Source organism: Escherichia sp. MOD1-EC5950 (genome assembly GCF_002965345.1).
GTDB lineage: Bacteria > Pseudomonadota > Gammaproteobacteria > Enterobacterales > Enterobacteriaceae > Escherichia > Escherichia marmotae.
Map to the genome: position 1 here is coordinate 52,787 of NZ_PTSR01000019.1, position 15,765 is coordinate 68,551.

Consider the following 15,765-nt stretch of genomic DNA (forward strand, 5'->3'; position numbering starts at 1 on the left):
TCATACTTCATCGCGCAATCATAGTAAGACGAAATATGACGAGTATCGAGTCATGCTTTCCCGGTTCGAATTCTTAGCTGAAAATAAAAAAATGGCATGGATTTTAAGCAGAAAACAACCAAAAGTTATATAAAAAAGTGCATTTATCGCATTTAAATATTTAGAAGAATGATTGGCAAACGTTTGCTTTTGCCTTTCGGTCAGCTAAAATGCCCGCTTTGCTACCACGGGATTGTTTTCGATGTCTGTTTCCACCTTCGAGTCAGAAAATGCGCAACCGGTTGCGCAGACTCAAAACAGCGAACTGATTTACCGTCTTGAAGATCGTCCGCCGCTTGCTCAAACTCTGTTTGCCGCCTGTCAGCACCTGCTGGCGATGTTTGTCGCGGTAATCACGCCAGCATTGTTAATCTGCCAGGCGCTGGGTTTACCAGCACAGGACACGCAACACATTATTAGTATGTCGCTGTTTGCCTCTGGTGTGGCATCAATTATCCAAATTAAAGCCTGGGGTCCGGTTGGCTCCGGTTTGTTGTCTATTCAGGGCACCAGCTTTAACTTCGTTGCTCCGCTGATTATGGGCGGAACAGCGCTGAAGACCGGTGGTGCCGATGTTCCTACGATGATGGCGGCTCTGTTCGGCACACTGATGCTGGCAAGCTGCACCGAAATGGTTATCTCCCGCGTTCTGCATCTGGCGCGCCGCATTATTACGCCGCTGGTTTCCGGCGTCGTGGTGATGATTATTGGCCTGTCACTGATTCAGGTTGGGCTAACATCCATTGGTGGCGGTTATGCGGCCATGAGCGATAACACCTTTGGTGCACCGAAAAATCTGCTACTGGCGGGCGTGGTCTTAGCTTTAATCATCCTGCTTAATCGCCAACGTAACCCCTACTTACGCGTAGCCTCGCTGGTGATTGCGATGGCGGCAGGATATGCACTGGCGTGGTTTATGGACATGTTGCCAGAAAGCAACGAGCCGATGACGCAAGAGCTGATTATGGTGCCAACGCCGCTCTATTACGGACTTGGTATTGAATGGAGCCTGCTGCTACCACTGATGCTGGTCTTTATGATCACCTCACTGGAAACTATTGGCGATATCACAGCCACCTCCGACGTTTCCGAACAACCGGTTTCTGGCCCACTGTACATGAAACGTCTGAAAGGCGGCGTGCTGGCAAACGGCCTGAACTCGTTTGTGTCGGCGGTGTTTAACACCTTCCCGAACTCCTGCTTCGGGCAGAACAACGGTGTGATCCAATTGACCGGTGTTGCCAGCCGTTATGTCGGTTTTGTCGTGGCGCTGATGTTGATCGTGCTGGGTCTGTTCCCTGCGGTGAGCGGTTTTGTCCAACACATTCCCGAACCTGTTCTGGGCGGCGCTACGCTGGTGATGTTTGGTACTATCGCCGCATCCGGTGTGCGTATCGTTTCTCGTGAGCCACTGAACCGTCGGGCGATTCTGATTATTGCCCTGTCGCTGGCGGTCGGTCTGGGTGTTTCTCAGCAGCCACTGATTTTGCAGTTTGCCCCTGACTGGCTGAAAAATCTGCTCTCCTCCGGGATTGCCGCTGGCGGTATCACTGCCATTGTACTGAATCTGATTTTCCCGCCAGAAAAGCAGTAATTTACTCGCGGCGGTAAAATTCTTTACCGCCGTAACCACTCTCTTTCTCCATTCCTGCCTTGAGGAATGCGCGTAAATCGTGCATAACTCCCTTATGTGCATTTCACGGGATGGAAGACCATGAAATTTATTGGGAAGCTGCTTCTCTACATTTTCATCACGCTGTTAGTGGCGATAGTTGGCCTCTATTTCCTTCTGCAAACCCGCTGGGGAGCAGAGCATATCAGCGCATGGATTTCCGAGAATAGCGACTATCATCTGGCCTTCGGGGCGATGGATCACCGTTTTTCCGCGCCGTCTCATATCTTGCTGGAGAACGTCACATTCGGTCGTGATGGTCAACCCGCCACTCTGGTTGCAAAAAGTGTCGATATCGCGCTAAGTAGTCGGCAACTGAGCGAGCCACGGCATGTCGATACTATCCTGCTGGAAAACGGGACGCTGAATCTCACCGACCAGACCGCGCCGCTACCGTTTAAAGCGGATCGTTTGCAACTGCGTGATATGGCATTTAACAGTCCCAATAGCGAGTGGAATCTTAGCGCACAGCGAGTCAATGGCGGCGTCGTTCCGTGGTCGCCGGAAGCCGGTAAAGTACTAGGCTCAAAAGCACAAATTCAGTTCAGTGCTGGCTCTCTGTCGCTCAATGATGTTCCTGCCACCAATGTGTTGATTGAAGGGAATATTGATAACGATCGCGTCACACTGACTAATCTGGGTGCCGACATCGCCCGCGGGACATTAACCGGAAATGCGCAGCGTAACGCCGACGGTAGCTGGCAGGTGGAAAATCTGCGCCTGGCGGATATCCGTCTGCAAAGCGAAAAATCGCTCACCGACTTCTTTGCGCCCTTGCGCTCTGTCCCGTCATTGCAGATTGGCCGCCTGGAAGTGATCGACGCCCGCCTGCAAGGCCCGGACTGGGCGGTGACCGATCTCGATCTCAGCTTGCGCAATATGACCTTTATTAAAGATGACTGGCAGACACAGGAAGGCAAGATATCAATGAACGCCAGCGAGTTTATTTATGGTTCGCTGCATTTATTTGACCCGATTATAAACGCGGAATTTTCCCCGCAAGGCGTAGCGCTGCGCCAGTTCACCAGCCGCTGGGAAGGGGGGATGGTCAGAACGTCAGGAAACTGGCAGCGCGATGGAAAAACGCTGATCCTCGACGATGCAGCGATTGTTGGACTGGAATATACCTTACCTAAAAACTGGCAACAGTTGTGGATGCAGCAAACTCCCGCCTGGTTAAACACTCTGCAACTGAAGAGATTCAGCGCCAGCCGCAATCTAATCATTGATATTGACCCAGCCTTCCCGTGGCAGCTCACAGCGCTGGATGGCTACGGCGCGAATCTGACACTGGTAGCCGATCATAAGTGGGGCGTCTGGAGTGGCACGGCAAATCTGAATGCTGCCGCTGCAACATTCAATCGTGTTGATGTGCGCCGCCCGTCGCTGGCGCTAACCGCCAACAGCAGCACGGTGAATATCAGCGAACTTAGCGCGTTTACCGAGAAAGGCATTCTGGAAGCCACTGCCAGCGTCTCACAAACGCCGCAGCGCCAGACCCATATCAGCCTGAACGGACGCGGTGTGCCGGTGAATATTCTGCAACAGTGGGGATGGCCAGAGTTACCGATTACGGGCGATGGCAATATTCAGCTCACTGCCAGCGGCGATATTCAGGCCGATGCACCGCTAAAACCCACGGTTAACGGACAGCTCCACGCCGTAAATGCTGAAAAACAACAAGTGACCCAAACCATGAATGCTGGCGTGGTTTCCAGTGGTGAAGTTACATCGACGGAGCCGGTACAGTAAAATCAATCTCGCCGGGTACGACACAGACGTACCCGGTATTTCTTCAACAAATTACAGCGTAATTGTCAGTTCATTCCCTTGCGGGGTCACCACCACACCCAACTCACTTTCAGCCTGCGAACCGCCTTGCAGACCATTTACTTTAGCGATATTGCGTAAGCACAGCGTCCAGTTCTTCGCTTCTCCCGTACCAGTCACAGTAATGATGTTGCCAGTACGTGCCGCTTTCAGGGTGAAGATCACCGAACCATCAGCGGCTGGGACTTCGCAGACGGCTTCACGCCCGTCTTGCAGATTAAAGAGCTGGAAAGCCGTGCCTTCGTGCCACGCATAATCGGGGCGTTGTTCATTGTTGCCCAGCCCCAGTAGGGTGTTATCACGCACATATACCGGCAGACTCTGAAAGCCGTGTTGTTGTTTATGCCAGCGGCTGCCGTCTATTTCATCGTTATGCCACAGGTGCGTCCAGCGACCTTCAGGCAAGTAGAATTGCACATCGCCAGCTTCAGTGAACACCGGCACGACCATCACGCTGCCGCCCAACATGTATTGGCGATCAAGGTAATCACAGGCCGGATCGTCCGGAAACTCCATCACCATTGCGCGCATCATCGGCGTACCCAGCGCGTTCGCACGAGCAGCTTCACGATAAAGATACGGCATCATGCGGCATTTCAGTTGCGTGAAGAAGCGCACCACATCACAGGACTCATCATCGTAGGCCCACGGCACACGATAAGATTTGCTGCCATGTAAACGGCTATGGCTGGAAAGCAAACCAAACGCGCACCAGCGTTTGTAAACGTGCGCCGGAGCGGTATTTTCAAAGCCGCCGATATCGTGGCTCCAGAAGCCAAAACCTGAAAGGCCAATAGACAAACCACCGCGCAGGCTTTCCGCCATTGATTCGTAGTTAGCGTAACAGTCGCCACCCCAGTGTACCGGGAATTTCTGCGCACCGACGGAGGCCGAGCGGGCAAACAAGACGGCTTCTTCCTCTCCGACGGTTTCCTTGAGCACGTTCCACACCAGTTCGTTGTAGATGTATGCATAATGGTTATGCATTTTCTGTGGATCACAACCGTTAAACCACTGAACGTCTGTTGGAATACGTTCGCCAAAGTCGGTCTTAAAACAATCGACACCCATCGCGATCAGACCTTTCAGTTTATCGGCGTACCATTTGCAGGCATCCGGATTAGTAAAGTCATAAATCGCCAGCCCTGGCTGCCATTTATCCCATTGCCATAGCGAGCCGTCCGGGCGTTTGAGTAAATAGCCTTTCTCTTGTAACTCCTTAAAGACTGGAGATTTCTGCCCAATATAGGGGTTAATCCAGACGCAGATTTTCAGCCCTTTTGCTTTCAGGCGGCGGATCATGCCTTCCGGGTCCGGAAAGGTCAGCGGATCCCACTCAAAATCGCACCATTGGAAGGCTTTCATCCAGAAACAGTCAAAGTGGAAAACATGCAGCGGCAGATTGCGTTCCGCCATACCATCGATAAAACAGTTAACCGTCGCTTCGTCGTAGTTAGTGGTAAATGAAGTGGTTAACCACAGACCGAAGGACCACGCGGGCGGCAGCGCCGGACGGCCGGTAAAACGGGTATAACGATCAAGTACCGCTTTCGGCGTCGGGCCGTCGATAACAAAGTATTCGAGGTATTCACTCTCCACGCTGAACTGCACTTTGGAGACTTTCTCCGATCCCACTTCAAAAGAGACGCATTGGGGATGATTGACCAGTACACCATAACCACGGTTAGTCATGTAGAACGGGATATTTTTATACGCCTGTTCAGTACTTGTGCCGCCATCCCGGTTCCAGGTTTCTACCGTCTGACCATTGCGCACCAGGGCAGTAAAACGCTCTCCCAGCCCGTAAACCGTTTCACCGACGCCAAGATCCAGCCGCTCAAACATATAATTTCGTTGATTATTAGTGTCCTGCACATAGCCATTATTTTTCACCTGGCTACCGGTAATACGTTCGCCATTACGCAGAAAATCCAGTGACCAGAACTCACCTTTACTGACACGCGCGCTTAAGTTGCCACTTTTAAACTCAGCGTAACTTTCTGTGTTTTCGATTGTGACATTCGCGTCCTGCAAAATATTGAGCGGATAATGAGGGCCGTTATCCAGCGCCCCCTGAAAATGCTCAATCCGTACACCGACAATACCTTCCTGTGGGGAGAAAAAACGCAGCGTAAATAAAGGCGTGTCAAGCTGCCAGGTACGTTCACGCACATCACGGGGGGCAGCATAGATCACCATTTCATTACCCTGCTGTTCAACCTCGAACACCTGAAGCGGGTGAATCAAATTGAGGCCAGGTTGAATCAACCAGTTTCCGTCGCTAATTTTCATTGCCGTTCCTTAGTTCTGCACTTCTTGAGAGGTGAATTGCTGCTGGCAACGGCGTTTGCCCTGAGCCAACTGTTCCATAACGGTTTTCAGATTGTGCGTTGTGAGAGAGTAGTAGCGTTTAGCGACAATCGCGCTCAGCAAATAACAGATCGCCGGAACAATCGTGAATAGCGCGATAATGATGCTAATTGTGGCGCTGTTCTGCGCTTTTTCTGCTGCATCATATCCACCGTAAGCCAGCATCCATCCGATAAGTGCGCCTCCGAAGGCCAACCCCAGTTTGAGCACAAACAGCGTGCCAGCAAAACTGATCCCGGTGAGTCGTTTACCATTACACCACTCGCCGTAGTCAACGGTATCGGACATCATTACCCACTGGATAGGTGTCACCAGTTGATGCAACACACCAATCACGAAGATGAAGACAAACATGGTGATGCTGGCCTGCATGGGAACGAAGAACATCGCGAGGCTAATCACGGCCAGCAGGGCGTTCGTCCACCAGAAGACAGAGACTTTACATTTCCAGTCGGTCAGTGGTTTTGCCAGTGCGGAGCCAATCAGGTTACCCACGCAATAAGTGGTGAGAAAAGCGACAAACACTTCCGGCGTACCCAGAATCCACGTGACGTAATACATCATCGCCCCACCACGTACACACACCGCCAGAATATTAAAAATGGTGAGAATACCGACAATACGCCACTGGTCGTTTTGCCAGATATCACGTAAATCTTCCCGCATAGGCGTCGTCGTAGGTGGCGCTTCAACGCGTTCTTTAGTGGTGAAGAAACAGAAAGCCAGCATCATAAATGCCACCACGGAAAGCACCGCGATGCCGCCCTGGAAACCGAGTGGTTTATTATCACCACCAATTAAATTAACCAGCGGCATCATCAGCACAGTGGAGAGCATGCCTCCCGCGGTCGCCAGCACAAAACGCCAGGATTGCAGCGAGATACGCTGAGTCGGGTCATTGGTAATTACACCACCCAATGCGCAGTAAGGGATATTGACGACGGTATAAAGTAAGGTAAGTAGGGTATAAGTAATTGCTGCATAGATCATTTTACCGTTCATACTGAGATCTGGCGTGCTATATGCCAGTACACAGACCACACCAAATGGCAGTGCGCCAAACAGTACCCACGGTCGAAATTTACCCCAGCGAGAGCGCGTTCGATCGGCCAGCAACCCCATGCAAGGATCGGAAATCGCATCCAGTGCACGAGCGACCAAAAACATGGTTCCGACAAATCCGGCAGGAATACCAAAAATATCGGTGTAAAAGAACATCATATATAACATTACGTTATCGAAGATAATGTGGCTGGCGGCATCTCCCATGCCATAACCAATTTTCTCTTTAACGGACAACACTTCACTCTTCATCTGCTTTTCCTTGATGCTATGGGGGTGCTGAGACCGATAAAGAGTTTTGTAAACCATCCCTGCCAGAGTGAATATTCCGATATCTGGTTATTAATTTATGATTCTTGTTTTATGTGATCGTGGTAGCGATAAACCTACCCATATATCATTGGAATATATGATATTTATGTTAATTATAATGGGTTAGTGATAAAGCTTTGCGCATATTGCCCGGAAAAAAATGAACCAGGGGATGTAGAAACTCAAGGAAGTAGCTATAATGCGCCCCGCCTCCATGTAGCAATCGAGGCGCGGAAGATCGTCGTCTCCGGTGAGGCGGCTGGACTTCAAATCCAGTTGGGGCCGCCAGCGGTCCCGGGCAGGTTCGACTCCTGTGATCTTCCGCCAATTAACATATTCTGAACTCTCCCGATGTCAACCCCCCCTTCTAATCCCTTGTATATCAGGATTCCTTTGTATCCAGAAGTCAACCGACTTCACCCCGTATCAAGTTGCTTTTGGGGGTACTTTAGGGGGTATTATTTCCTATTGAAATATCAGCACCCCCATAATTGTTAAAATATGATATATAACAACGGCTTTCAACAACATCTTTGTTATACAAGGGGTGCATTGGGGGTATCAGGTTAATTACTGGCAGAAATCCCCCTCAGGAACATGAATTCATTAAAAGCCGGAGGATGTCATGGCATTAACCGATATTAAAGTGAAAACCGCAAAACCAAAAGAAAAGCCCTATAAACTTGCTGATGGCGGTGGTATGTATCTACTGATTAACACTAATGGTTCTAAATACTGGCGTATGAAGTACCGCTTTGCTGGTAAAGAAAAGATGCTTTCTATTGGCGTATACCCCGATGTAACGCTAGCCGACGCTCGTGAAAAACGCAGCGAAGCCAGAAAAATCCTCGCTGCTGGAGGCGATCCAGGGGTGGCAAAAAAAGAAGAAAAAATCGCGCAGCAAATGAGTTTGAAAAATACGTTCGAGGCCATTGCTCGCGAATGGCATCAGTCAAAAGCCGATCGATGGTCATTACGCTATCGTGATGAAATCATTGATACCTTTGAAAAAGACATTTTTCCCTACATTGGCAAACGCCCTATCGCCGAAATCAAACCAATGGAGTTACTGGAAGCACTGCGTAAAATGGAAAAACGTGGAGCTCTGGAGAAAATGCGCAAAGTCCGCCAGCGCTGTGGTGAGGTGTTCCGCTATGCAATTGTTACTGGTCGGGCAGACTACAACCCTGCTCCCGATCTTGCCTGTGCTTTAGCCACACCGAAAAAAGTACATTTTCCCTTTCTTACTGCTAATGAACTTCCCCACTTCCTCAACGATCTGGCGGGTTATACCGGAAGTATCATCACTAAGACAGCTACTCAGATCATTATGTTAACCGGTGTACGAACACAAGAATTACGTTTCGCACGCTGGGAGGATATCGATTTTGAGACAAAATTATGGGAGATTCCGGCAGAAGTAATGAAGATGAAGCGACCTCATATTGTGCCACTCTCTGAGCAGGTCATTGCCCTATTTAAGCAACTTGAACCCATCACAAAACATCATCCTCTGGTCTTTATCGGTAGGAACGATCCTCGCAAGCCAATTAGTAAGGAAAGCATTAACCAAGTCATTGAATTACTGGGATATAAGGGAAGACTCACAGGGCACGGTTTTAGGCACACCATGAGTACCATTCTGCACGAACAGGGCTTTAATTCTGCCTGGATTGAAATGCAGTTAGCTCATGTGGATAAAAACGCCATCAGGGGTACCTATAATCATGCCCAGTATCTCGATGGTCGCCGTGAAATGATGCAGTGGTACGCAGATTATATTGATTCGCTTTCTAAGCAAGAGAGTCAGGGTTAAGAGCACTTGTCCTGATATTTTCTCTCAATCCACAAATTCTCCTCCGGCCTCCAGATCCGGAGGAATTTTGTTTTTATGCTTTATTTTTAGATATTTTTTGTTTTTTGACAAAATATTTAATATTGTATCTGTAAACGATCTCAAAACATCACACCGTTATGGACCGCTAACAATTTTGATACCTGTAATATCAATCATCATCATGTCGTTATTTCAGCACCATTCCCCCCCAAAAAAAATCGATTAATATGCTGTTTCAGCTGATAATTCACAATACATCGGAATGCAGATAAAGATAAATTTTCATTCTCATGTAAAAACACTGTCGATGATATTATAAACAACATTCATCCCGGACAAAAACAAGACTTGATACACAACATCATGACTTTTATGCTTTTCAGATTGTGTCCCATCCGTTTTACAGGCTCAGAAAATGAACGACAGATTACGCTTTGAAGTGAACAATAACCAGGGTCGTTTCGTATTTCCGGATACCTGGTTTGGCCCATTACTGGGGGAGTTTGAAGAAGTGCTTGATGCATACGACACTGATGAAATCAGCGAGACAAGTTACATCAACAAACTCAGACGCCTTGCTCAACAGGAGCCTGACTTTATTGATATACACGCTCATCTGGCATATGCATTTCTGGAGCAGAATGCCCCGCGTAAGGCACTGAACGCCGCTCTTAAAGGACTGGCAGCAGGTAATCGTCTCATCCCGGAAAGTTTCAATGGTGAAATCATCTGGATGCATCCCGAAAACCGGCCTTATCTGCGCGCACTTTATGCAGCAATTCTCGCAAATGTGCACTTACAGCGTCATCAGGATGCGGTTATGCTTACTGATAAAATACTGGCATACAATCCTGAAGATAATCAGGGTGCCCGCTGGTTGTTGGGCTCAGAACTGTTACGAACAGGCGATCATAAGCAAGCCTTCAGTGTACTGAAAGAGCATGCTGATGAATTTTCACCTTACTGGTATGAACTTGGTCTTCTGCATTTTCTGAATGGGGAACATGTTAAGGCTGCCACAGCTTTTCGTCATGGCTTTGCTACAAACACTTACATCGCGGAAATGCTGTGCGGAAATTTGCATCCATTTCCACTTGCTGTGCGGCATAACTTCTCCGGCTCTCTGGATACGGCAGAAGATTACTATGCAACATACTCACCATTATGGGGACAATATCCAGAAGCATTGCTGTTTGTAAACTGGCTCTATAACCATTCCTCTGTGCTGCATGAACGAGCAGAAATCATTAAATGCGCCGAAATGCTGATGCAGGAAGATGATTTCGAAATATGCGAAAGCATTTTAAGACAGCAGAAGCTGTTGCGGGAAAGAATTGATGAGACACTTTCTGAGGAAATTGTACAGAAATGCAGAAATATTAACGGTGAATATGTCTGGCCCTGGATATTGCCGTTTTCAGCAGCAGGAATGAAACACTCAAGCATCCAGCATCAGTAGATATTGCATTAGTGTATCTTTCAAACAAGTAATAATTTATCCACCAGTAATAACACAGCCCCCCTTCCCCAGGTTATCGCCCTGGGGGCATTTTCTGAAAGTTTCCTTTAAAAAAGAATAGAGTCGTAAATTACTTTAACGAATTATTCCAGGAGTTCATTAAAGTTCTTTCGTAATACTTTGTAGTCAAACACGTTATGACTGGCATCAAAAACCACGGATTTCCCCTGCCAGCGGGTAATCACCTCCTCCGGTGTTTTCGGTTGAGCCGGTTTGGTTACGCCCATCCATGCATTAATCAGATAATCATTAAACGCAGTGGAAAAAACGCTGTTCACCGTCTGGCGATCGACATGCTCTCCCAGTGCCGGGCTGTACCAGATAAACATCGGAACATGATAAGCCTGCTGGCTGGGTTTTATTCCGCCATGAAAATAGGCATGCTCTTTTGTCGGGTCATACTCCAGGCCATGATCTGAAAAATACATGACGGATGCCCGACGCGTTTCCAGCATGGTGAAAACCTGTCCCAACAAACTGTCGGTATAATGAATGGAATTATCGTAACAGACTTCTTCTGTATCCAGCGGTTTAAACACGGCTTTATCTCTGGGCCAGTTACTGCAGACTGGCTCATGACTGCCCGTCAGATGCAGAACAATCAGTTTCCTGCTCCCCGGATTACTGTTCAGTGCTTCAGCCAGGTGTGGGAGCAGTAACTCATCATAGCCTCTGACATAAATTCTGTTTCTGGCCCGCATGGCGATACTGGCCACAGCCGTTCCGTTCTGTCGGAAAGCTGACTGCGCACTGAGCCACCAGGTATCGAACCCCGCCTGATTCGCCATGTTGATAATATTATCGGGGTAATGGCGAACATCATGATGCAGCACGGTATCAGCAGATAATGCCAGCGGTACCGCAAGGGCGGTATAAGGTGCCCCGCTGATTGCCTGAGTGAACAGTTTCAGTCGTGATTTCTGTTTCTGAAGCTCTGGAGTGGTTGGGCGCGAATACCCGTAAATGGACATGTTATCAGTCCTTGCAGATTCACCAATCACCAGAACAAATACGTCAGTGTTGTTATCCGTAATCACCAGATCGTAGTGAGGTATGGTATCAGCAATCGTCATTAATCTCTGATGCTCCTTTGCGGCCAGTGCAAAATAGTTCAGATTAAAGAAAGGGGTATATGTGGCAAACCGGGAAGCGACTATGTAAGGATCAACTTCATTTATTTGATACTGTTTCTTCAACGCAAACTGAAAGGAAGAATATAACGTTACTGTAATTAACAATAAAAATGTAATTACCGTGACCTTTTCCGATGGCAATGAGGACATTTTATTTATTGCTGAACAGAAGAACAATAAAAAGAGGATAATAAATGCGATAACATAAACAACATACATCCTGAACATTCTTATTACTTCATCAGGATCTGTCTGAAGGATACTGATTGCAAAACCATCATTAAATGTTGTACCGAATGTACACCATGAATACAAACTGATACTGATATCTGCCGCTGTCAGTAATGTGAACGAAAAGGCAAGAATAAAACGCAGCGTAAGCGATTTCATCGCCTTAATAATAAGAAGCGCCAGGGTGAAGAATAATATCCGGTAAATCAGATGCGCTCCTGAGGATACAAGGATATTAGAAAGGGTAAAGACAACCACCGATAACACGAGGCGCTTATCATTGCTAATCCGTGACCAGTGTATGAACGGAAGATTAATTTTCATAATAATTGAGTAAAAACGATATTTCTGCCCGGCGCTGACCGTGAAACATACCGTGGCAGATGAATACATTTTTCTGAATAATCATAAAACGGGCATCAACCGCCGCCACAAATGTAGCGGCGTAAACAGGATCGTCATGATGTTTTCTTTCGTGACAGAAGAGAACGGCACATACCGCCCGCAATCATTATCAGCAGGAATAACATCCCCAGGACAACAATTACTCTTAATGCCGGATGAACCCGATCGGCGAGAAAAAATAACTCCATCCCGAAACCAATAACAAGCCAGGCCAGCGCCATTCCGACGAGCCCTTTTAACAGCAATCTCACGCTCCTCTCCTTCTGCATTCTTAACGAAAATGCCTTACAATAACAGCAGCCGGGGAAGGCAACGCTGGCTGCTGAACGGTATGACATTTTACTGCTTTATGTTCTCTCAGTTTCTGTACTGACGCCGCCATTAATGGTATTACAGTTTATTCAGAATAAGGCAGGCGGCCTGGTTTAATGCAATAAACTCCTGCCAGCTGTACTGAGACTGATAATTCAGTAAATACTGGTCTTCAACCCGGCAAATCTGTGGGCGTTTATCATAAATTGCACACAGATGAGAATCAGTCTGATAGTGACGGCAAATACCGTCACCACGATCCAGACATTGCGTTTCACCAGCCCTGTTGACATGACGACAACAGGCCCCACACTGGTTACAGGGAAATGGAGGGTGTAATTTCATCGCTTATTTAACCAGTCACGAACAGAAGCCACATTTCCTGACTCAAACGGCAACTCAATCCCTCGTCGGCTGACTTCTTCTCTCAGCAGAAGTCCGCGCTCTATCTCACTGTTTACGCTATCCAGATGAAGCGAAAAGTGATTTAACGCGGCAGCATCAACAGAAAATTCCAGCGCAGTAAGTTCTACAAGATAGCGATCAAGTTCAGCATTGACTGCCTGAAAGTATTCCAGTGACCGCCGGAACTTATCCTTAAATTTGTCCAGAAATGCCCACACCCGCTGCATAACCTCGCTGTATTCGAGATAATAATTCATCACCAGCCCGAGAATACCTGTCGTCAGCGCACCACAAAAGGCAGCAAGCTCTGAACCAAATGGAAAAATAAGGATCTGCGCCATCGCCTCATTTATCATCACCCCTCCGGCAACAGCCACACCTGCTGCTATCAGTTTAGTGACCGCTTTGGCTAACTGCCCCGGCGATAATCCCTCCGGGTTAAATACCAGGACTTTAAAGGCCTGAACGAGATTGTTCCACATTTCCCTGATAAGCCGGACAATCATTCTTTCCGTCGTCAGGAATATATTTAACAGCGTTGTGGTAATACCTGACAGTATCCCTCCGATGACACCATCTTTAAAGGCAATTAAAAAAGAACTGAATTTTTCCTGTACTCGTTCCTGGCAGGCACGTAATGCTGACGTTATTTCGGACAGGCATTTGCCGGCGCTGAATGAGTTCCGTTGCTGCCTGATAATATGCGGGATTCGTTCCCTCAGTTCGAACCAGATCTCGGCAAGAATAAGCCCCAGCATCTGTCGCGTCCCCATACGAAAACCGGAATTAAGTGAAGCACTGGCGACAGCAGTAGCAAACTTACTACTCAGGTAATAGCTCTGATTAATCGTGGCCTCATATTTTTCCCGGGCATATTTATCAGCCCTTTCCATACGCTCAGTATCTGCATCAGCTTTTTTTCTCAGATTTATCAGACGTTTCTTTTCCTTTTCTGTCAGCGTTGCCTGAGATTCAAGCTCTGCTATCTGCCTTAACGTATCTTCTCTGTTTTTCTGCAGCGTGCAAATAAACGCATCCATTGAGTCTGCTTTCTTTGATTTATTGAGCGACTCATGAGTGAATGCCAGATTTGAAGCGTCATTTGCCAGTTCTGCACCATCCCGTTCAGCAAGAATTCTCCCCGGATCATCATGAATTTCTTTAGCGGAAATAATATGATCCAGATTTTTTTTGTCGTCAGAAGCAAACACCTCGCCTGTATATGTATCAGTAAGAGTCCCTGCCTGATGCGCACGCTTTCCTTCCCGGTTCGTCGCGATATAGTTCTCATGGCTGTGGTAATGATGAGAATCATATTCGCCACGACCTTCATACCGCTGTCGCTCAGCCTCCGTGGCATAAATGCCATTACGCACATTATGGATAGTGTCAACATCACCACCCTTACGATCATTTAGCAACAGAAAATCCAGCCCGAATGATGTAACCAGGCTCTTCACCATGGTCTGATGTAACTCTTCTGTCCAGTCAAATTTTTCCACATTCATGTTATTTCACTTCTTGTAAACCCGGGCTTTAACGCCCGGTAAATCATTAACTCCGGGATGAAAAATCATCAAATTTCACAACCGAACTGGCCAGTACATCATCCAGCTCATCCTTATTAATAACGTTCATTCCATTATCATCCGTTTCCATTTCAATAACGTTATCTTTTATCACTGCCTCACCATTTTCCTGTTTCCGCGGTTTAAACAGTGGCGTTGTAATAATATCCGTCATAATAGCGGCCAGTGAATATCCATGGTCAATAAGCACAATGACTTCATCTGATACACTGATATCCTGTTGTTCTGTAATAACAGAATGCATGGATTTAAGCGGCTCAAAATAGTGTTTAATAAATACAGCATGCATTCTGTTCAGTGCAGCGAGAATTTCATCAACGTATTGATTAACTTTTGCAAAATGCTCCCGGGCCAGATTCATTTTCTTAACTGCCCGTGCAACATCGCAGGCACACTGATGGGCATTTTCAAGAGCTTTCGTCGCATGTCTGTCGTAAGCCCAGCCCGCAATGGCAATCAACGGTGCAGCCACTGCAGTGCCTAATACCATTGCGCCACCAGCCATTCCCATGCCCCCTGCAGCCAGTGAGCCCCCACCAATTGCCGCCATCGTCGCGTTATAAGCCGCGGCACCAGAAAGCGCTGCAATGGGTGTACCTGTAGAAGCCGCAGCAAATGCCATCACTCCGCTATACACAGCAAAACCCGCAGCAGCCCCGGAAACTCCGGCAGCGACGACCGTACTGAGATATTCTGTCGCTGAAATGGCCAGGTTCTGAATCTTATTGATGTTATGTTGCGGGACACTCAGTTTCAGGTCTTTATTGCCCTCTTTTTCCAGACGCGCCAGGAGCTCAGCAGCAATCCTGTCGAACTCACTGAAATCTTTACCAATCTCAAGCTCTTTATTTCCGAGCGTTGTTAATTTTGATGATGTCTGAGCTTCAGCCTGCTCAAATTTTTCTTTATGCTCCTCGTAACGCTCTTTTGCTTTTTCGAGGATATCCTCTGCTTCTGACTTTTTTTGATATCCATCGTAAGCTTTTTTTCCGCCGAATGCCGCAGCGCCGGCAGCCACACCCAAAATAATGAAAGGTAACGCCATTCTT

The 15,765-nt window shown here is 47.6% G+C and carries 10 protein-coding genes and 1 tRNA gene; 5 read left to right on the forward strand and 6 right to left on the reverse strand.

The window, feature by feature from the left end; all coding sequences use genetic code 11:
- The first annotated feature begins 241 nt into the window (after positions 1–241).
- Together xanP and BEA93_RS17210 are read left to right on the forward strand one after the other, a co-directional pair.
- On the forward strand, positions 242–1,633 hold the full coding sequence (gene xanP / locus BEA93_RS17205) for a xanthine/proton symporter XanP (RefSeq protein ID WP_001517446.1): 1,392 nt from the start codon (positions 242–244) through the stop codon (positions 1,631–1,633).
- 120 nt (positions 1,634–1,753) lie between these two features.
- Positions 1,754–3,463 carry an AsmA family protein gene (locus tag BEA93_RS17210; protein WP_105224868.1) on the forward strand — a complete coding sequence of 570 codons (1,710 nt, stop codon included), beginning with the start codon at positions 1,754–1,756 and terminating at the stop codon, positions 3,461–3,463.
- 51 nt (positions 3,464–3,514) lie between these two features.
- Here BEA93_RS17210 and yicI read toward each other — a convergent pair whose 3' ends face one another.
- Both yicI and BEA93_RS17220 read right to left on the reverse strand, forming a co-directional pair.
- Positions 3,515–5,833 (reverse strand): alpha-xylosidase, encoded by a 2,319-nt coding sequence (gene yicI, locus BEA93_RS17215; protein WP_105224869.1) that lies wholly within the window; start codon positions 5,831–5,833, stop codon positions 3,515–3,517.
- A gap of 9 nt (positions 5,834–5,842) precedes the next feature.
- Entirely contained in the window at positions 5,843–7,225 is a 1,383-nt protein-coding gene (locus BEA93_RS17220; protein WP_000834449.1) for a glycoside-pentoside-hexuronide family transporter, read from the reverse strand.
- A 292-nt stretch (positions 7,226–7,517) separates the two neighbouring features.
- On the opposite strand from BEA93_RS17220, the gene BEA93_RS17225 reads away from it, so the two are divergent.
- From BEA93_RS17225 to BEA93_RS17235, 3 genes are all read left to right on the forward strand, one after another.
- A tRNA-Sec gene (locus BEA93_RS17225) sits at positions 7,518–7,612 on the forward strand.
- 298 nt (positions 7,613–7,910) lie between these two features.
- On the forward strand, positions 7,911–9,101 hold the full coding sequence (locus tag BEA93_RS17230) for a tyrosine-type recombinase/integrase (RefSeq protein WP_001543219.1): 1,191 nt from the start codon (positions 7,911–7,913) through the stop codon (positions 9,099–9,101).
- A gap of 436 nt (positions 9,102–9,537) precedes the next feature.
- Positions 9,538–10,581 carry a tetratricopeptide repeat protein gene (locus BEA93_RS17235; RefSeq protein ID WP_105224870.1) on the forward strand — a complete coding sequence of 348 codons (1,044 nt, stop codon included), beginning with the start codon at positions 9,538–9,540 and terminating at the stop codon, positions 10,579–10,581.
- Positions 10,582–10,724: 143 nt separating this feature from the next.
- Here BEA93_RS17235 and BEA93_RS17240 read toward each other — a convergent pair whose 3' ends face one another.
- From BEA93_RS17240 to BEA93_RS17265, 4 genes are all read right to left on the reverse strand, one after another.
- A complete protein-coding gene (locus BEA93_RS17240) occupies positions 10,725–12,398 on the reverse strand; it encodes a phosphoethanolamine transferase (protein ID WP_105224871.1) in 1,674 nt (557 codons plus the stop codon).
- A 65-nt stretch (positions 12,399–12,463) separates the two neighbouring features.
- Entirely contained in the window at positions 12,464–12,661 is a 198-nt protein-coding gene (locus BEA93_RS17250; RefSeq protein ID WP_001543225.1) for a hypothetical protein, read from the reverse strand.
- Between the two features lie 402 nt (positions 12,662–13,063).
- Positions 13,064–14,635 (reverse strand): cobalamin adenosyltransferase, encoded by a 1,572-nt coding sequence (locus BEA93_RS17260; RefSeq protein ID WP_100616716.1) that lies wholly within the window; start codon positions 14,633–14,635, stop codon positions 13,064–13,066.
- Positions 14,636–14,681: 46 nt separating this feature from the next.
- Positions 14,682–15,761, reverse strand: coding sequence for a chemotaxis protein (locus tag BEA93_RS17265; RefSeq protein ID WP_072652535.1), 1,080 nt, complete (start codon positions 15,759–15,761; stop codon positions 14,682–14,684).
- Between the last annotated feature and the right edge of the window lie 4 nt (positions 15,762–15,765).